Below are 16,814 nucleotides of genomic sequence, written 5' to 3'. Positions count from 1 at the left end.
CCATCTTATTTTTTAAACTACTATAGCTAAAGTAAATAAAAAAGCTCTGACAAATCAGAGCTTTTATAAAATATCTTCTATGTAAGTAATCAATATTGAGAAACCACAATTTACGACTCTCTGATATTTTTATAATCAATAACCGCCTTCTGACTTGATGACTTCAGCATCAGGTTTATATTTCGCCAAAAGTTCACGAAGCGAATTCATCAGAACACTGGTATCAACCCCTACTGCAACGAACTCAGTTCCAATGTCCAAATATTTCTGGGTAGCTTCATGCTGCGTCGATAAAATCCCAGCAGCCTTACCTGATGCACGAATCCGCTGAATAGCGTCTACTACTGCTTTTTGTACTTCAGGATGGTTCGGATTCCCCTGATAACCCATAGTCGCTGAAAGATCTACCGCCCCAATAAATACACCATCAATCCCCTCAATCTTGAGGATTTCATCCAGATTTTCCAGACCTGTCACCGATTCAATCTGAATTAACAAACAGATATTTTCATGAGCAGTCTGATAATAATTCGGGATACTGTTCCAGCGTGTCGCACGTGCCAGCGCAGCACCCACACCACGAATTCCTTCCGGTGGATAACGGACTGCTTTGACCATTAATTCGGCCTGCTCCACAGTTTCTACCATAGGAATCAATAAGGTCTGTGCGCCAATATCCAGTAACTGCTTGATCAGTTGTACACTGCCGATTGGTGGGCGTACTACAGCTTGAGATGGATAAGCAGCGATACTCTGTAATTGAGAGAGCGTTGTTCTTAAATCGCTTGGGGCATGCTCGCCATCAATCAAGAGCCAGTCATAGCCTGCATTTGCCGCAATTTCTGTTCCATACGCGTCAGCCAGTCCGACCCACAAGCCAATTTGCTGCTGCGTCTTTAATTTACGTTTAAAGTAATTGGTATATTGCATCGGCCCACCTATCTTGCATGCTATTGCCTGAAGTCCTTATTAAACTCCTGTTACCAGAAACTGCCAATATACAAAAGCTTGCTTTTTATCTGATTTAACTCTTAGTTTTTCATAAAATTTCACTCAAGATTATATAAATATAAACTTTGCCGATGATGTTTTTATTGTAATAATCTTTTGATCAGAAAAATCTAGATGCCTAAAGCATATTTCTAAACGCCTTATCAAAAGATTGGAGTCCATCAATGGATTTACTCAAGATCGCTCAAACCCGTTATACCACTAAAGCTTATGACCCTAACAAGAAGGTTCCAGCAGAACAATTTGAACGTTTATTAGAAATCTTACGCCTGACGCCATCTTCGATTAACATTCAGCCCTGGCATTTTTTTATTGCCGACAATGATGCCGCTAAACAGCGTATTGCCAAAGCACTAGTTGGAACTTATGCCTACAATGCTCCCAAAGTGCTGGACTCTTCACATACCATTTTATTTTGTACCAAAGCCGATATTGACGAGTTACATCTGGACAATCTGTTAAATCGTGATGATCTCAGTGGTCGTTTTAAAGATGAGAGCGCCAAAGAAGGTCAAAAGAATACCCGTACCGGCTATGTACATTATTATCGTAATGAAAAAGGCGATATTCAGCGCTGGGCAGAAAACCAGACCTTTATTGCATTGGGACAGATCTTACTGGCTGCAGGAAGTGAAGGTATTGATGCCACACCGATCGGTGGTTTTGATGAAGACATTCTGAGTGAGGAATTACAGTTAGCTGAACAAGGCCTGATTCCATCAGTACTGCTTACTTTAGGTTATCGCAGTGAAAATGATTTCAATGCCAAATTGCCTAAATCTCGTCTGCAAGCTGAAGATATTTTCACCAAACTGTAAGCATTTTATGGTATAAAAGGGGTCTAGTGCCCCTTTTCTTGTCAATTCGGGCCTAATTTTTGCTTTATTCTCCAAACATCCAACTAGAATAACAATTAGAGGTACCCATGTCTGTTTTACCATCCAGCTCTTTAAAATTCGAATGCAAACACTGCGATAAGATCTATTTACATCACTATGCTAATGCCCAGCATCGTTATCCGCATTGTCCAGACTGCAAACAGGCAGGCTTATTGCTTGGACGGGCTGAAAAAGAAGACCTGTTACGTTATCCGCTTGAATTTGCATCTTCCTATGTTAAACAGACATTGCATATGCTAGGCAAACAACACTAATCACACCTAGAATCAACCCGATCACACTTGCAGGTTTGAGTCGTTCTTTAAAGATGAACAATCCTGCAATCACACCAAAAATCACCACCAGAATATTCATGCCCGCAAATACAATCGCTGGCGTATCTTTGAGCATCATGTGTGCTTTGACGTAAAAAGCAATATTGGCAAAGTTCAACGCACCCAATAACAGACCGAAACCAATATCCTTGCCAGAACCCAGATGACGATATTGCAGCAGCAGATAGATCATCGACAGAATCATGGCGCAGATAAACATCAAGTTCAGTGCCACAGCAAATTGTAGACCAAGGCTGGTGGTATATTTCAACAAGACATCAATCAGTGCATAACCAAACCACACCAGACCCAGAAAAAACATTCCCTGCCTGGAGCTTTCTGATGCCTGACGGTGTGAGAATAGAATGCACAGTACGGAACTTATGCCTAAGACAATACCCAGCATCTTGAGCTGGTTAAATTGTTCCTGAAAAATGAAATAAGCAGCGGCCAGTGATAGTACAACCGATAATCGCTGGGCAATTTCAGTTTTTAAGATTCCTGCTGTCTGTAATGACTTGGCCAGAAATAGAAATACGCTCGGCAATAAAACGCCAAGCGCCAGAATCAGTAGCCATGGAGTCTGACTCATGGAAATATGCTGGATGTCTGGCTTGAACCAGAAAAAACACAATACGCTGGCTGTAACATAATTCCAGCTAATCATGTGGATGGGGCTCAAGCCTCTATTTTTAGCAATTTTTAAGAGTATCGAGACTGCAACACTACATAATGCTGCAATAAAAATCAGTTCCATATGCTGCTCTTATTCTTCATCTTTATTTAAATATAAAAAAGCCCACATTCGCTGTGGGCTCTTCTTATAAATTATTCACAAGGAATTATTTATAACGCTCAACCATTTTCTCTAAAGAGATTGGGCGAATCTTGTCTGCATTACCTGCAGTACCAAATGCTTCATAACGGTCGATACAGATTTGCTTCATTGCATCTACAGTTGCGCTGAAGAATTTACGTGGATCGAATTCGCTTGGTTTTTCAGCCATCATACGGCGCATTGCACCTGTAGACGCTAAACGCAAGTCAGTATCGATGTTGATTTTACGAACACCGTGTTTGATCGCTTCAACCAGTTGCTCAACAGGAACACCATAAGTTTCTTTGATGTCGCCGCCATACTGATTAATCACAGCCAGCCATTCTTGTGGCACAGAGCTTGAACCGTGCATTACAAGGTGAGTATTTGGCAGTGCTTCATGAATTTCTTTAATGCGGTCAATTGCAAGAATATCGCCTGTAGGTGGACGAGTAAACTTGTATGCACCGTGAGAAGTACCCACAGCAATGGCTAATGCGTCAACATTGGTATCTGCAACGAATTGACGAGCTTCTTCAACTGAAGTTAGCAGTTGAGAATGGTCAAGTACGCCTTCAGCGCCTACACCATCCTCTTCGCCTGCCATACCTGTTTCAAGGCTACCCAGACAGCCGATTTCACCTTCTACTGAAACGCCACATGCATGTGCCATTTGTACAGTACGGCGAGTCACATCAACGTTGTATTCGTATGAAGTTGGTGTTTTACCATCTTCACCCAGTGAACCGTCCATCATAACTGAAGTAAAGCCTAACTGGATTGAACGTTGACATACGTCAGGGCTAGTACCATGATCCTGGTGCATTACCACTGGAATATGTGGCCATTCTTCAACTGCAGCCAAGATAAGGTGACGTAAGAATGGTGCACCTGCATATTTGCGAGCACCTGCAGATGCCTGCACGATCACAGGTGAATTCGTTGCATCTGCTGCGAGCATGATTGCGCGCATTTGTTCTAAGTTGTTTACGTTAAACGCTGGTACGCCGTAAGCATGTTCGCCGGCGTGATCCAAGAGCTGGCGCATCGAAATAAGAGCCATAATATCCTCCCAGGTAATGGGCCATATTCTACATGTTCAACTATTGCAATACAGCCAAAAAATACAATATTTTATAAAAAATCCCTGCAAAAGCAGGGATTTTTACTTGCATAGTCTGAGTTAAGGTGTCATAGGCTCAGAAGCACCTGATACAGATTGATCTACAGTTGCGGCATCTGCAGGTGCATTGGCAATTTCAGCCGGAACATCTGTATTTTTTTCATCCAGAACCGGTTTATCAATCGCATCAATTGCGGCTTGCTGTTCCGGACTAATGCTCTCTTCATTTACAGCTGTTGTATTTTCTACGTTCTCTGCCGGTGTATTTTCCTGCTGGGTACAGGCAGTAAAAATAAAAGATGCTGCCAGCAATGCAGCTAAAGTGAGGTGCTGTTTCATCAAAAGATCTCATCTTCATACTCTATTGTCTGCATCTTATGACAGCTTTATTGCACTTTAATGAATCATTGATGAACAGATCTGGAATAAATAAGCGATAAAAATAAAAAAAGCTGGCATCAAGCCAGCTTTTTACATTAGGGCATGCGATTAAGCACGCTCTAACAATACCGCAACTGCAGGAAGTGTTTTGCCTTCAACGAATTCAAGGAATGCACCGCCACCAGTCGAGATGTAGCCAATTTTGTCAGCAACTTCGTATTTGTCGATTGCAGCTAAAGTATCGCCACCACCAGCAATCGAGAAGCCTTCAGATTCAGCAATTGCTAAAGACAGTGCTTTAGTACCTTCACCGAACTGATCTACTTCGAATACGCCGACTGGACCATTCCAAAGGATTGTTTTAGACGTTTTCAGGATTTCAGCAAATGCTTTTGCAGTTTCTGGACCCACGTCAAGGATCATGTCATTGTCTGCAACATCTTCAACTTTCTTCACAGTCGCTTTCGCTGCAGCCAATGAACCCAGGAAGTCATCAAAGTTGATTTCAGAGGCATCAGCAACCACAACATCAGTTGGAAGCGGAACTGAAACTTTTGCGGCAATCGCTTTCGCTGTATCGATCAGGTCATTTTCACACAGTGATTTACCTACATTGTAACCAGCAGCTGCAAGGAACGTATTTGCGATACCACCACCAACGATCAATTGATCACAGATATCAGACAATGAAGTCAAAACATCAAGCTTGGTAGAAACTTTAGAACCCGCAACGATCGCAACCATTGGTTTTTCAGGCGTTTTCAATGCACGGCCAAGAGCATCTAGCTCAGCTGCCAATAAAGGACCTGCTGCTGCTACTTTAGCTAAACGAGCGACACCTTCAGTTGATGCTTCTGCACGGTGTGCAGTACCAAATGCATCCATCACGAATACGTCACAAAGTGCTGCATATTTTGCTGCAAGTTCAGGATTGTTTTTCTTTTCACCCACGTTGAAACGGCAGTTTTCCAGTAAAACCACTTGACCCGGCTGAACTTCAACACCGTCCAGATAGTCTGTGAAAAGTTTTACTTCCTGACCCAATGCTTCAGTCAGATAAGCTGCTACAGGCGCAAGAGACTGTTCAGCCTTCGGCTCACCTTCAACTGGACGACCAAGGTGTGAATACACCATGACAGCCGCGCCCTTTTCTACTGCAGCTTTAATTGTTGGTAATGCAGCACGTAGACGCGCATCGCTAGTGATTACACCATTTTTAACCGGTACATTTAAATCTTCACGGATCAGAACACGTTTACCCGTCAGGTCAAGGTCAGTCATACGCTGAAAGTTCATTGTAGAGCTCTCTTTATAGATATTAAAAACGAGGCGATTTTAAATGATTATGCAGAAAAAGGTTAGCATCTTTTGCAGAAAACATTATGAATGCCAAAGTTTTGTTATGATAGAAAAAAGCTTCTTCCAGATTCAGTACCTATGTCGATACATCCTGATCCTAATCTTAACCGTCTTAATGTTCTGGGCGAGCCTTTGGCAAGCTGTTGTTTTGATCCCATTACTGGGTATTTCCGTAATGGCTTTTGCCATACCGCACCTACCGATCTGGGACAGCACACTGTCTGTGCACAGATGACCTCTGAATTTCTGAATTTTTCCCAGAAAGTGGGCAATGACCTGATTACACCATTACCAGAACTGGGATTTCCTGGACTGCAACCTGGTGATTTCTGGTGTATCTGCGTTACACGCTGGGTAGAAGCTTATGAAGCTGGACAAGCGCCACCGATCAAGCTGCAAGCCTGTCACAAAGCTGTCCTTGCTTACGTTCCTCTCCATATTTTAGAAGAATACGCTGTCTAATGAATACCGCAAAAATCATCTTGGCTTCTTCAAGCCAGACCCGTAAAGAACTGATGAACCGTCTACGTCTTGATTACGTATCGGTCGTCCCGGACATAGATGAATCACCCCAAGGTGAAAATCATGCGGATGAATTAGCCAAACGCCTGGCTTTTGAAAAAGCTCGTCATATCGCTGAGCTACATCCTGATGCGATTGTAATTGGTTCTGATCAGGTAGCCTGGCGTGAAGGCGCACCAGATATCTTTATGGGTAAGCCTTTAACAATAGAAAAGGCCATTCGCCAGCTGCAGGCCAATTCGGACAAGATTGTGTATTTCAGTACAGCGCTCAGCGTTCAGCAGAAATCTACCGGTTTTGAACGTACGCTGGTAGAACATTACAAAGTCAAATTCCACAAACTGTCTCAAGCGGAAATTGAGCGTTATGTAGAGATCGAACAGCCGCTGCATTGTGCCGGTAGTTTTAAATGTGAAAGCCTTGGGATTAGTCTGTTTGAAACCATGATCGGTCAGGATCAAACTACCCTGATGGGTATGCCAATGATTCAGCTATGTAATATTCTTCGTGAGCTAAAGATTTTAGTTCCTTAATCTCCTTTATTTTAGGCTTTATTTATGTCCCTACCTCTAGACGTTTTAGGCGGTATTACCGCTGAACAATTCCTTGCCGAATACTGGCAAAAAAAACCGCTGCTGGTACGTAATGCCATGCCTGAAATCGCAGGCCTGCTAGAGCCTGATGATGTGATGGAGCTAGCACTTGAAGAAAATGTCACTGCACGTCTGATCAAGCAGAAAGATCGTGATCCAAATCAGTGGTCGGTCAAGACATCTCCTTTATTAAAAGCTGACTTCCAGAAGATGCCTAAGCTTTGGACTTTACTGGTTCAGGCTGTGGATCACTATTCTTTCGACCTGTCTGAACTCTGGAAAAAGTTTGCCTTTATCCCTCAATGGCGTCGTGATGACATCATGGTGTCTTATGCACCTCAAGGCGGTTCAGTCGGTCAACATTTCGACTTTTATGATGTTTTTCTGGTTCAAGGCTATGGTCATCGCCGCTGGCAACTGGGGCAAATGTGTGATGCTGAGACCGAACTTGTACCGGGGCAGCCATTAAAATTATTGCCAGAAATGGATGTGAATTTTGATGAAGTCCTTGCACCCGGTGATTTGCTGTATATTCCACCCGGTCTGTCTCATTACGGCGTAGCAGAAGATGACTGTCTGACTTTCTCTTTTGGTTTCCGTATGCCAAATGTCAGTGACATGATGGACCGTGTAGGCGATAAATTTTCGGAAAATGAAGTCTTACGCAATCCATTGACTGACATCATTCGCGATCATATCAGTGCTGCGGGTGAAGTCACAGGCAATGAACTTGAATATCTGAAAGGCAAAATCATGGAGCAGTTGCATAACTCCAATGTGCTTGAAGATGCCATCATGAGCCTGATGTCAGAACCAAAATATGAAGAGAATATTCCGGAAGCTGAAGAAATTGGTACAGGTGATCTGGAAGAAGCACTTGATCAGGGCTATAGCCTGATGCTTGAACCCGCTTCACGCTTACTCTATACAGAAGAAGATGGTGAAACCTTATTCTGGGCCAATGGTGAGGGAATCTGTATTTCTGAAGCATTTACTTCAAAACTGAAGCAGATTGCTGATGGTGCGCGTGTCTTATTGGATGAAGATTTCACTGACGAAGATATACTGGAGGATGTTGCTGAGCTATTGAATGATTCTGTACTGATGCTAGTGCCACCGGCTGAAGAAGAGTAAGTTTTTATATCTCGGTCATTTTAAGTCTATAAAAAAAGAGGATCATATGATCCTTCTTTTTTATGTATGTATAATTTTGAGATGATTAAGGCTGATAGAGTTCCATCACCACGTGTACGCAAGTATCGCCTTTCGCAGACTGAATATCCAGCATTCCACCCATGCGTTCAATACGCATTTTCATACTGCGCATACCAATGCTCATGCCATTTTTCTGCACCATCTCCGGATTAAAACCGATACCATTGTCCTGAATTTTTAAAGTCAGTTGATGTGGTTGTGTATATTCCATACTCACACTCACTTTTGTGGCCTGACTATGCTTGATAATATTGGTCAAGCTTTCTTCTACCACACGGATCAGGGTCAGACATTGTAAAGCCGTAGGTTCACGCTGCCAGACTTTAGGAAATGACCATTCTACGGCGATATCTATTTCTTCCAGCAATTGAGTAAATCGGTAACGTACTGGCGCAATCCAGATCACTGGCGTTTCAGGCACTTTATTGTCAATAGAAGAACCGCTATCGATGATTTGACGCAGGTCATCCCTAAGCAGCTTCAGCATAGATAAAAACTGTCGATTGGAAATGTTTTCGGTACTTTGATCCACCAGAATCATGGAACGCACAATCGAGCCACCTAGTCCATCATGCAGTTCATGTGACAGATTAATCCGTTCCTGCAAACGCACATTATCCAGTTCCAGCTTATGCTGATCACTCAGGCTTTTATTTAGATCTGCACTGACTTGCCGTACTTTGGATTCCAGCTGCGTATTAAATTTTTCGATTTTTTTAATATTACGATTCAGTCGTGTCCCCATAATTAGCACAACAAACAGAATAATAATCGGTGATGTATAAGGTGATAAAGGTGAGAATTCACTAACCGCCGTTCGCCCCAGAATAATCAGATCTATAATGACACACAGCAAAATTCCCCACAGACAAAGCATCAGAAACAGATATTCGCCATTTCGAGTTTTAATTGCCCAGTAGCTAACATAGATGACACAACTAATATAAAGCAGCACATAGCAGACAAAAGCAACACTTAGCACTGCTTCTAAATGATCTAAAGAACTGGCTATGATGAATAGACTGAATAAAGCAGTCACCCCGATAAGTCCCCGCTCCAAACGCTGAAATTTCTGCTTCAAGAACCGAATTAGATACAGACAAAAACAGTGCATATAGAGGATAAAGAAAATCAGATTGGCTTTACCGGCCCATATACTGGAGGGAAAAGGAAAATTCTCTGTGGTTAATACATTGGAGATAAACAGAATCCACAATAATGAACTCAACGCCAGCCAGCCAAAAGTGGTTTCTGAACGTCGGAATAGCCAGATAATCAGGCTAATGACTCCAATCGTACCGGATAGAATCATATTGATCTGAAAGAGCGTACGGCGATCCCAGATCTTTTTTGAGTAATGCTGGTCATTGGCCATGATGTTGTGAAATTCAATTCTGCCAAGCCCTGCACCCTGGAAACTATAGCCTCGTACATAAATCAGCAGTTCATTGTCTGTCTGCTTCAAGCCCGCAATGGGCAAAATCCAGTAACGTGGTACATTCCAGCTTTTAGACAAAGGCTCTTGCAGGTTTTGATCCGACCACAGCAGATCATCATTCAGGAAAACAGCTCCAGCAGAGTTCAGATAATCAATACCAAAAACAATGGGTTCAGCGAGACGTATATTGTCCTGACAAGACCAACCCCAGCGAATTTTATACCAGGCACCCCCATTATATTTCGGCCAGTTATTTTTCCAGTTATCCGGTAATGTTACAGGTTGCCAGCCCGCCTCCGGAATTTCGAGATGACTTGGGACTTGAACTTTTTGTTGCTGTTCAATGTTCACCTGACAAAGCTCGTTAATCTGAAAATTATTCTGTGCCAAGCTGATGCAAGAGAATAGGCTCAGCCAGCTCCCTATCATTAATAGAGCGAAGAGCCTTAGTCTTTGCCCAAACATCTTGCTAACAGACAGCATTCGCACTAAAGAATACCTAAATGCCGGGCGGTGCTGACTGCTTTGGTCCGCTTGCTAACAGAGAGTTTGCGGTAAATATGCTTGATATGACTTTCAACGGTATAACGTGACACGCAGAGTTCATCAGCAATTTCACGATTGCTGAGCCCCTGTGCCACCAATGAAAGAATTTCTTTTTCCCGTTGAGTCAAGCTTTCCTGTTCAGGATCAAGTACGATCTGCTCCAAAGAGGAAGATGGCTCTGAACTGGAAATCTGCTTGAGAATTTCCCGTGCAATAAAAGGATCAATGGGTGCGCCGCCACGCAAAATACTACGAATTGCCAGACTTACTTCTGTATCATCACGTTCCTTGAGTACATAACCAGTTGCTCCTGCTTTAATTGCTTTTAGCAGACTGTCCTGAATACTCCAAGCGGATACGACGAGTATCAAAGTTTGTGAACCGAGCTCATGTATTTTTTCAATAATGGAAATGCCATTTCCATCTGGCAATCCAAGATCAATCAGTGCTAAACAGAACGGTTCTTGCTGCAGAAGATATTCGGCTTCCCTGACATTATTGGCGAATAGCAATACCTCATCACTATACCCCAGATCCTTCAATATGTTCTTTAAACGGCACTGAATGACATATTCGTCTTCAACAATTAATACAGGTACCGGTAGCACGGCGTCTTGTGCTGTCATAAGCACACCCCTTATCGTTATTCTTATCACCCCATTGAAATTAAAATATAAACAAAAAAAGAAGAAAAATCATGAGTTTTTTTAACTTTATTGTGAGTAGCTCTAAGTATGAATAATTTTGAAAGCAGAGTTCTTGTTCTTGGAAAATTTAAATTTATAAACCATAAAAATGCCATCTATTTTCAGATGGCAATTTTTTATCTTCCAAATATTAGGAGCAGTTTATTTTTTGCTTTTCTTCTCAGGACCATATTGCTGCTTCAAATACTCCACAATATCTTTGGACTCAAACATTTTTGTATTGGTATTTGGGTCAACCAGATAAGGAACCTGAATATTATCTCCCATTACTTTTAAGACCTGTTCACGCTTACCACCCGGTAAAGGTTCATATTTCCCCGGTTTTAAACGCAGTTTTGCCAGACCTTGATCCTGCCAACGTTCTTTTGCCACATTATGATAGATGTAAGGGATTTCCAGTTCAGACAATACGCCACGGACAATACGGGTATATGGACTGGCTTCAAAGCCCCACAGCTCAAGAAGCTGTTCAGGCGCAGGGCTATTCTTCGACAACGGTTTAGCCATGCCACCACGTAGACCATTCACCATCGTACCTGCAATGGCAGCAACCGGCACTTTTGGATAATTTGAATATTTGGCTGGAGTCTTACCTGTCTTGCCATAATGCTTAAACAGGTGATGAATAATATCCTGAGATTCGTATAGCTTATCTCCGGTATTTTCATCTACTAAAAATGGAAACTGAAGTTTGCCACCTTGCTGTTTCACTTCGGGACGAAAGCGTTTACCGCCTCGTGGGCACGGATACACTTCATAATCGAGATTCAGTAAAGTCATGACCTCACGGACACGACGACAGAATGGCGATCCTTCATATTCATAAAGCTTGAGAGGCTTTTCAGGCTGATTCGGAAATGGTGTTCCAGTGGTACCACGTCCACCTTCCAGAAATGCGGATGCCAATGCCTGTGCTACTTTAATCTGATGGCCTAACATATCGTCTGTCCTCTTTATTATTTTCAAACCGTGAAAGCAGCAATCTAAACTGCCTGACTTCCACGGTATAGCTTGTTTTTGTATATTTTCAATAACCGGAATTAGTCCACCAGTTGCTCTTTGGACAGGACAATGCCGTTGTTATCAGCATAGACATACTCGCCTGATTTAAAGGTCACGCCACCAAAATAAAGCGGCACATCTACCTCACCAATCCCCTTACGGTTGCTCTTTTGAGGAATAGAAGCTAAAGCATGTACACCAAGATCAAGCTCAGCAATCGCATCGACATCACGGACACAGCCGTAGATAATTACACCATTCCAGTGGTTTTTCACCGCAGACTCAGCAATCAGGTCACCCATCAATGCACAACGCATCGAAGCACCACCATCTACAACCAGAACCTTGCCGGTACCATCTGTCGCCAATAACTCTTTTACTCGAGAGTTATCTTCAAAACATTTTACGGTCACAATCTGGCCGCCAAAGCTTTTACGTGCACCATAGCTTCTAAAGAATTTGCCATCCAGGCATGGGGTGACCACCTGCAAGTTTTTATCCGGATTGTCATCAAGCAGGTCACAAGTTACAAATGGTACGCTGGACACGATTTTTTACCCTCATTTCATTTTTTGTATGGCTAAATTATCATAAATTTCAAATTTCACAGTCTGATTCAGCGCTGCATATACCATAGTATGAGCCACCTGCTCTGCTGTCACTGGCTTGTATTTAAAAGAATCGGGGATGAAATGCGAAAACTTGTCAAACAGGTTCTGTGCCGCGTCTTCCAGTAAACGCTGATGATCTCGCTCACCAATCAACAAAGAGGGTCGGAACAAGCTGATACGCTCCAGAGACAAGGTCTGGATATAATCCTCTAATTCACCCTTTACCCGGTTATAGAACAGTCTGGATTTTGAATTGGCACCCATCGCACTAATCAACAGATAATGAGCATCCGTTTGCTGCACTAGTTCGGCAAAATGGGCGTTGATGGTGTAATCGGTATTATAAAAAGCTTCTTTGGAGCCGGCTTTCTTTAGCGTGGTACCCAGACAGCTAAAGGCATGAGTATGGCCACTGACATCCTGATCATTGAGCATTAAGAAATCCTCAACGACCACCTGCTTGACCTTGTGCCACTGTTCAAATTCTGGTTGATGTTTACGCACGATGACGCTAATACGCTTACAACTAGGTTCATTTACCAGCTGTTGTACCAAAGTCTTTCCGACCAAGCCTGTAGCGCCAATCACGATAGGATATGTAATGGTTTTAGTCATTTTTTGTACGATCTCCCTGCTTAGATACTAATCTAACGTTTTCTTTAGAATTTTTCTGCAACTAAAATGTTGTCAAAGCATGTCAAGACTTGACTTAAGCCCATAGTTTCCTCAAAATATGGCACTTGTTTACGGGCTGGTGATAGTTCTTCTGATGTGGTTTTCAGTTGAGTTTCAGCCCGCCCAGACCAATCTATTTCAAGGAGTGCACGAGTGGCAAACTCTGCTCAAGCAAAAAAACGTGCTCGTCAAAACGTTAAAGCACGCAAACACAACGCAAGCTTGCGTTCTATGGTTCGTACATATCTTAAACGTACAGTAGCTGCTATTGCTGCTGGCGACTATGCTGTTGCTACTGAAGCTTACAAAAAAGCTGTTCCAGTAATCGACCGTATGGCTGACAAAGGTATCATCCATAAAAATAAAGCAGCTCGTCATAAGAGCCGTTTGAACGCGCAAGTTAAAGCATTAGCTTCTAACTAATCGCAAATCAAAAGAAGCCCTTTTAGGGCTTTTTTTGTGCCTGAAATTTAATACCAAATCAACAATAAAGAATGATGAATACCAGATTATTCCCAATTCTAGTCATAGAAATCTTTTACTTAGACAAAAACAGAATAAACTATTCATCCTTATCCATAGAATGAGGTGTTGTGGTCTGATCTTGCTGCGCATTGTCTGTATCACGCTGACAGGCAGTTAATCCCAGCATAACGACCAGACTTAAAATTGTGATTATTTTCATGATGACTCCTATGCTTCCAAAATTGGTTTAAATATCAGCATAGTGATATTTCATCATTACTCTATTTCACTTTCATACGATAAATGTAAAAAAGCTCAACCTAAATGATTGAGCCTTTGAATTATTTATTTACCTTTAATTCGGCATTCTGAAATTGGGAAATATCCAGCTCATGCACTTTGCCCCGCCAGATCCATTTTAGTTTAGATTCCTCAAATACATCGCCTTCAAACCAGACAAACAGACCTTCCATCATTTTCGGCCAGTCTTCACGACTGACTTCCTGATGCCCAGACATCACTGCAATCATCGCTGCCAGAATGGTGTCATGACTGACCGCCAGACTGAGTCCATACAGCGTTTTCGGATGAGTGTTGTAAATTAATTCCAGTACATCCACTACGCCATTAATGGGATGTTTCATTCCGGGCAAGGCATTATTGACGAAGCTATTGATAAAGCCCAATGCCCCCTGTTTTTTGAAATATGGCCCTGCTTTTTGAATATCCAGTACAAAGCTGCCTGGCTCAACTAGCAAACCCTGTTCAACGATTTCAATCTTATGGGTATGCGGTGCTTTATCCGTTGCATCTGCCCCCTCGATCATCAATGCTGCGGTATCTACACAGCGCTGAATCGGACTCGATATACAATGCTGGATATGCCGATCTGTCTGATTGACCAGATAAGCGCCCCATTCCTGCGCCAGATCACGTCCTTGCGGCGTCAACTGCAAATCATAACCTGCCAGTCCCTGACCAGCGACATCTTCACGCAGAGAATGCCGCGTAAACAGAGTCACAGGTGTCTTGGTATCAGGCAATAAATCTATTGCACTGAGCATACTTGGTGGAAGCAGTTTTAATGCCACAATCTTGCCAACTGATCTATCAACGGAATCTTCCTCACTATACCATGAACGGCTATGAGCTCAATCATTGTCTTGCATGTCCGCCAGTGCCTGTAAGGCTAGTATTTTCATAGCTTCATTCTTATAGGCGATAAATCCGCCATTCAGTAAGGTCTTGCGCTGATTGTAGATGAATGGCCGACCTTCCAGATCAACCAACCCTCCACCAATTCGCTCGAGCATGCATTGACCGGCACTGGTGTCCCATTCCGAGGTTGGATGGAAACGAGGATAAATATCTACCCAGTCTTCAAGAAACATGCAGAATTTATAGGCACTTCCTGCCTTGAACTCGGTGTACGCGCTAAGTTTAACCAGGCTTTGCAGATACTCGACATATTTAGGTTTTTGCTGGCTGCTCTGACTCAGACCGACAAAGACATCCTGATGATTTATAGCTGCTTCATAACCAAACCATGCCTGATTCTGAATATCGTATTTTAAAGGCATGCCCTGTTCTGGGCAGAAATAAATTAGCTGCTGCGCAGGAACCGCCAAAATAGCAAAGGTAGTCAGACTGCTTCTGACCAGACTGAGATTAATCGTGAATTCTGGGCGCTGATGCAAAAACTCTTTAGTGCCATCCAGAGGATCAAGTAACCAGAAATCTGTCCAGGCATGACGCTGATCCTGCTGCCCCTCTTCTGACAATAAAGGCAATTCTGAGATTTCCGCTAAAGCTTGGGTTAAATAACTATTCACCCGATAGTCTGCCTGGGTCACAGGAGAATCATCACTTTTCTTGACAATATCAAACGCAGCACCTGAACAATAACGCTGATATTCTTCTCGCAAAATTTCACAGGCCTGTGTCAAAATGGGCACAAACTGCAAAATCATCGGATCTTGTGGTGCTATTGTCGCTTTAAACATAGAAAACCTTATATGTCGAATTGCTCAGAAAAACCGCCTGTCATTTTTGATATGGACGGAACTTTACTTGATCTTGCCTACGATGATTTCATCTGGAACGAGTTATTACCGGTCCGTTATGCTGAAACACATGGCTGTAGTCTGGAACAGAGCCGCGAAACGCTTTATGCATTCTATCAGCAACATAATCATACCCTAAACTGGTACTCTTCTCGCTTCTGGACGGCTAAAGTCGAAGTCGACGTTCTGGCCATGCAAATCGAGCATAAAGATAAGGTTAGCTTACGCCCTTATTGCCTCGAATTACTCGATTATCTTAAAAATAATGGCTATCCCATCTGGCTTGCCACCAATGCCGACTGTGCAGGACTCGCCTTCAAACTGGATCATCTGAATCTCAAAGATTATTTTGATGTGATTGTCAGCTCGGAAAGCATTGGACATGCCAAGGAATTTGTAGAATTCTGGCAAGGTCTGAATGCTTTGCACCCCTTTGATCCTGAGCAGGTCTATTTTATTGATGATACCGAAAAAGTCCTGAATGGTGCCAAGGCTTATGGCATCCAGAACCTGTTCTGTATCCAGCAACCATCTTCCAGTAAAGTTGCACGCCAGACTTGTAATTACCCGATGCTGCACCAATTAACAGATTTAATCACTCATTTAAATCAGTCTGAGGTAAACAAGCAATATGCGTAAATCGTCTTTACCCGAAGATGCGGTAGGCATGCGTATAGATAAATGGCTGTGGGCGGCACGTTTTTTTAAAACCCGTTCCATTGCCAAGAATGCTATTGAGGGCGGTAAAGTCCATCATAATGGTGAGCGTGTAAAAGTATCTCGCGAAGTCCGTGTGGGTATGGAGTTGTCGATTCAGCAAGGTATCGACAAAAAAACCGTAGTTGTAAAAGAACTTTCTGATGTTCGTGGTCCTGCACCTGTGGCACAGAAACTGTATGAAGAAACTGAAGTCAGTATCGCTCGCCGGGAATTGATTGCATCACAAAGAAAGTTGCATAATCTAGCGCGTCCCGATCATCGGCCAAGCAAAAAAGATCGTCGAGACATCAGTCGATTCAAGAATGAAAATAGTCAGAACTTTGATCAACATTGGTCATATAATGATGATTAAA

Annotated in this window: 21 protein-coding genes; 8 read left to right on the top strand and 13 right to left on the bottom strand. The window is 42.7% G+C overall.

Translation table 11 applies throughout. The annotated features are described in order from the left end of the window. Positions 1 to 135: 135 nt before the first annotated feature. Positions 136 to 930: a 4-hydroxy-2-oxoheptanedioate aldolase gene (gene hpaI, locus FTV12_RS02685; RefSeq protein WP_180025439.1), complete on the bottom strand. Its 795-nt coding sequence runs from the start codon at positions 928 to 930 to the stop codon at positions 136 to 138. A gap of 245 nt (positions 931 to 1,175) precedes the next feature. Between hpaI and nfsB the strand changes: the two genes are divergently transcribed. Both nfsB and FTV12_RS02675 read left to right on the top strand, forming a co-directional pair. Further along, positions 1,176 to 1,829, top strand: a complete 654-nt coding sequence (gene nfsB, locus FTV12_RS02680) for an oxygen-insensitive NAD(P)H nitroreductase (protein ID WP_166136614.1) — start codon at positions 1,176 to 1,178, stop codon at positions 1,827 to 1,829. A gap of 107 nt (positions 1,830 to 1,936) precedes the next feature. Next, positions 1,937 to 2,164 (top strand): hypothetical protein, encoded by a 228-nt coding sequence (locus FTV12_RS02675; RefSeq protein ID WP_004786112.1) that lies wholly within the window; start codon positions 1,937 to 1,939, stop codon positions 2,162 to 2,164. Here the strand turns inward: FTV12_RS02675 and FTV12_RS02670 are convergent. The 4 genes from FTV12_RS02670 to FTV12_RS02655 form a co-directional block, all read right to left on the bottom strand. Then, positions 2,127 to 2,981: a DMT family transporter gene (locus FTV12_RS02670; RefSeq protein WP_179992319.1), complete on the bottom strand. Its 855-nt coding sequence runs from the start codon at positions 2,979 to 2,981 to the stop codon at positions 2,127 to 2,129. The two genes, FTV12_RS02675 and FTV12_RS02670, sit on opposite strands and share 38 nt — an antisense overlap. Before the next feature lie 85 nt (positions 2,982 to 3,066). Next, the gene (gene fba / locus FTV12_RS02665; protein WP_104426189.1) at positions 3,067 to 4,104 is read right to left on the bottom strand and encodes a class II fructose-bisphosphate aldolase; all 1,038 of its coding nucleotides are present in this window, start codon (positions 4,102 to 4,104) and stop codon (positions 3,067 to 3,069) included. 120 nt (positions 4,105 to 4,224) lie between these two features. Continuing rightward, the gene (locus FTV12_RS02660) at positions 4,225 to 4,503 is read right to left on the bottom strand and encodes a hypothetical protein (RefSeq protein WP_052026304.1); all 279 of its coding nucleotides are present in this window, start codon (positions 4,501 to 4,503) and stop codon (positions 4,225 to 4,227) included. A gap of 150 nt (positions 4,504 to 4,653) precedes the next feature. Further along, positions 4,654 to 5,841: a phosphoglycerate kinase gene (locus FTV12_RS02655; RefSeq protein WP_034702596.1), complete on the bottom strand. Its 1,188-nt coding sequence runs from the start codon at positions 5,839 to 5,841 to the stop codon at positions 4,654 to 4,656. A gap of 141 nt (positions 5,842 to 5,982) precedes the next feature. On the opposite strand from FTV12_RS02655, the gene FTV12_RS02650 reads away from it, so the two are divergent. From FTV12_RS02650 to FTV12_RS02640, 3 genes are read left to right on the top strand one after another with little or no spacing between them, the layout of a single operon-like run. Beyond that, positions 5,983 to 6,366: a DUF2237 family protein gene (locus FTV12_RS02650; protein WP_034170328.1), complete on the top strand. Its 384-nt coding sequence runs from the start codon at positions 5,983 to 5,985 to the stop codon at positions 6,364 to 6,366. Next, positions 6,366 to 6,959, top strand: coding sequence for a nucleoside triphosphate pyrophosphatase (locus FTV12_RS02645; RefSeq protein WP_180033477.1), 594 nt, complete (start codon positions 6,366 to 6,368; stop codon positions 6,957 to 6,959). Before FTV12_RS02650 ends, FTV12_RS02645 begins: the two co-directional genes overlap by 1 nt. Before the next feature lie 24 nt (positions 6,960 to 6,983). Beyond that, entirely contained in the window at positions 6,984 to 8,153 is a 1,170-nt protein-coding gene (locus tag FTV12_RS02640; RefSeq protein WP_180033476.1) for a cupin domain-containing protein, read from the top strand. A gap of 85 nt (positions 8,154 to 8,238) precedes the next feature. Here FTV12_RS02640 and FTV12_RS02635 read toward each other — a convergent pair whose 3' ends face one another. The 5 genes from FTV12_RS02635 to FTV12_RS02615 form a co-directional block, all read right to left on the bottom strand. Then, entirely contained in the window at positions 8,239 to 10,101 is a 1,863-nt protein-coding gene (locus FTV12_RS02635) for an ATP-binding protein (protein WP_180011840.1), read from the bottom strand. 59 nt (positions 10,102 to 10,160) lie between these two features. Next, entirely contained in the window at positions 10,161 to 10,844 is a 684-nt protein-coding gene (locus tag FTV12_RS02630) for a response regulator transcription factor (RefSeq protein ID WP_180033475.1), read from the bottom strand. A 222-nt stretch (positions 10,845 to 11,066) separates the two neighbouring features. Beyond that, positions 11,067 to 11,864 carry a glutathione S-transferase N-terminal domain-containing protein gene (locus tag FTV12_RS02625; RefSeq protein WP_034702605.1) on the bottom strand — a complete coding sequence of 266 codons (798 nt, stop codon included), beginning with the start codon at positions 11,862 to 11,864 and terminating at the stop codon, positions 11,067 to 11,069. A 101-nt stretch (positions 11,865 to 11,965) separates the two neighbouring features. Further along, on the bottom strand, positions 11,966 to 12,475 hold the full coding sequence (gene rraA / locus FTV12_RS02620; RefSeq protein ID WP_125278329.1) for a ribonuclease E activity regulator RraA: 510 nt from the start codon (positions 12,473 to 12,475) through the stop codon (positions 11,966 to 11,968). A 12-nt stretch (positions 12,476 to 12,487) separates the two neighbouring features. Continuing rightward, positions 12,488 to 13,153: an NAD-dependent epimerase/dehydratase family protein gene (locus FTV12_RS02615; RefSeq protein ID WP_034702612.1), complete on the bottom strand. Its 666-nt coding sequence runs from the start codon at positions 13,151 to 13,153 to the stop codon at positions 12,488 to 12,490. Between the two features lie 213 nt (positions 13,154 to 13,366). Here FTV12_RS02615 and rpsT point away from each other — a divergent pair, with 213 nt between their 5' ends. Continuing rightward, positions 13,367 to 13,636 (top strand): 30S ribosomal protein S20, encoded by a 270-nt coding sequence (rpsT, locus tag FTV12_RS02610; RefSeq protein WP_004786139.1) that lies wholly within the window; start codon positions 13,367 to 13,369, stop codon positions 13,634 to 13,636. A 139-nt stretch (positions 13,637 to 13,775) separates the two neighbouring features. Here the strand turns inward: rpsT and FTV12_RS16490 are convergent, their stop codons facing one another. The 3 genes from FTV12_RS16490 to FTV12_RS02600 form a co-directional block, all read right to left on the bottom strand. Next, positions 13,776 to 13,898 carry a hypothetical protein gene (locus FTV12_RS16490; RefSeq protein WP_004786141.1) on the bottom strand — a complete coding sequence of 41 codons (123 nt, stop codon included), beginning with the start codon at positions 13,896 to 13,898 and terminating at the stop codon, positions 13,776 to 13,778. A gap of 121 nt (positions 13,899 to 14,019) precedes the next feature. Beyond that, complete coding sequence (locus FTV12_RS02605; protein ID WP_179992317.1) at positions 14,020 to 14,769, bottom strand: histidine phosphatase family protein; 750 nt, start codon at positions 14,767 to 14,769, stop codon at positions 14,020 to 14,022. A 60-nt stretch (positions 14,770 to 14,829) separates the two neighbouring features. Further along, positions 14,830 to 15,681, bottom strand: coding sequence for a 3'(2'),5'-bisphosphate nucleotidase CysQ (locus FTV12_RS02600; RefSeq protein ID WP_180033474.1), 852 nt, complete (start codon positions 15,679 to 15,681; stop codon positions 14,830 to 14,832). Positions 15,682 to 15,693: 12 nt separating this feature from the next. Here FTV12_RS02600 and FTV12_RS02595 point away from each other — a divergent pair, with 12 nt between their 5' ends. Next, positions 15,694 to 16,380 (top strand): HAD-IA family hydrolase, encoded by a 687-nt coding sequence (locus FTV12_RS02595; RefSeq protein WP_179992315.1) that lies wholly within the window; start codon positions 15,694 to 15,696, stop codon positions 16,378 to 16,380. Continuing rightward, positions 16,373 to 16,813, top strand: coding sequence for an RNA-binding S4 domain-containing protein (locus tag FTV12_RS02590; protein ID WP_180033473.1), 441 nt, complete (start codon positions 16,373 to 16,375; stop codon positions 16,811 to 16,813). The genes FTV12_RS02595 and FTV12_RS02590 overlap by 8 nt, the downstream gene beginning before the upstream one ends. Position 16,814 lies beyond the last annotated feature (1 nt).

The sequence above is a fragment of the Acinetobacter sp. YH12233 genome, from assembly GCF_013417725.1.
Lineage (GTDB): Bacteria > Pseudomonadota > Gammaproteobacteria > Pseudomonadales > Moraxellaceae > Acinetobacter.
This window is presented reverse-complemented; position numbering and strand designations above follow the sequence as displayed.

What these genes read in the sequence shown, in the direction of transcription:
- hpaI (WP_180025439.1), bottom strand. Translation starts at nt 930, where the DNA reads ATGCAATATACCAATTACTTTAAACGTAAATTAAAGACGCAGCAGCAA.
- nfsB (WP_166136614.1), top strand. Translation starts at nt 1,176, where the DNA reads ATGGATTTACTCAAGATCGCTCAAACCCGTTATACCACTAAAGCTTAT.
- FTV12_RS02675 (WP_004786112.1), top strand. Translation starts at nt 1,937, where the DNA reads ATGTCTGTTTTACCATCCAGCTCTTTAAAATTCGAATGCAAACACTGC.
- FTV12_RS02670 (WP_179992319.1), bottom strand. Translation starts at nt 2,981, where the DNA reads ATGGAACTGATTTTTATTGCAGCATTATGTAGTGTTGCAGTCTCGATA.
- fba (WP_104426189.1), bottom strand. Translation starts at nt 4,104, where the DNA reads ATGGCTCTTATTTCGATGCGCCAGCTCTTGGATCACGCCGGCGAACAT.
- FTV12_RS02660 (WP_052026304.1), bottom strand. Translation starts at nt 4,503, where the DNA reads ATGAAACAGCACCTCACTTTAGCTGCATTGCTGGCAGCATCTTTTATT.
- FTV12_RS02655 (WP_034702596.1), bottom strand. Translation starts at nt 5,841, where the DNA reads ATGAACTTTCAGCGTATGACTGACCTTGACCTGACGGGTAAACGTGTT.
- FTV12_RS02650 (WP_034170328.1), top strand. Translation starts at nt 5,983, where the DNA reads ATGTCGATACATCCTGATCCTAATCTTAACCGTCTTAATGTTCTGGGC.
- FTV12_RS02645 (WP_180033477.1), top strand. Translation starts at nt 6,366, where the DNA reads ATGAATACCGCAAAAATCATCTTGGCTTCTTCAAGCCAGACCCGTAAA.
- FTV12_RS02640 (WP_180033476.1), top strand. Translation starts at nt 6,984, where the DNA reads ATGTCCCTACCTCTAGACGTTTTAGGCGGTATTACCGCTGAACAATTC.
- FTV12_RS02635 (WP_180011840.1), bottom strand. Translation starts at nt 10,101, where the DNA reads ATGATAGGGAGCTGGCTGAGCCTATTCTCTTGCATCAGCTTGGCACAG.
- FTV12_RS02630 (WP_180033475.1), bottom strand. Translation starts at nt 10,844, where the DNA reads ATGACAGCACAAGACGCCGTGCTACCGGTACCTGTATTAATTGTTGAA.
- FTV12_RS02625 (WP_034702605.1), bottom strand. Translation starts at nt 11,864, where the DNA reads ATGTTAGGCCATCAGATTAAAGTAGCACAGGCATTGGCATCCGCATTT.
- FTV12_RS02615 (WP_034702612.1), bottom strand. Translation starts at nt 13,153, where the DNA reads ATGACTAAAACCATTACATATCCTATCGTGATTGGCGCTACAGGCTTG.
- FTV12_RS16490 (WP_004786141.1), bottom strand. Translation starts at nt 13,898, where the DNA reads ATGAAAATAATCACAATTTTAAGTCTGGTCGTTATGCTGGGATTAACT.
- FTV12_RS02600 (WP_180033474.1), bottom strand. Translation starts at nt 15,681, where the DNA reads ATGTTTAAAGCGACAATAGCACCACAAGATCCGATGATTTTGCAGTTT.
- FTV12_RS02595 (WP_179992315.1), top strand. Translation starts at nt 15,694, where the DNA reads ATGTCGAATTGCTCAGAAAAACCGCCTGTCATTTTTGATATGGACGGA.
- FTV12_RS02590 (WP_180033473.1), top strand. Translation starts at nt 16,373, where the DNA reads ATGCGTAAATCGTCTTTACCCGAAGATGCGGTAGGCATGCGTATAGAT.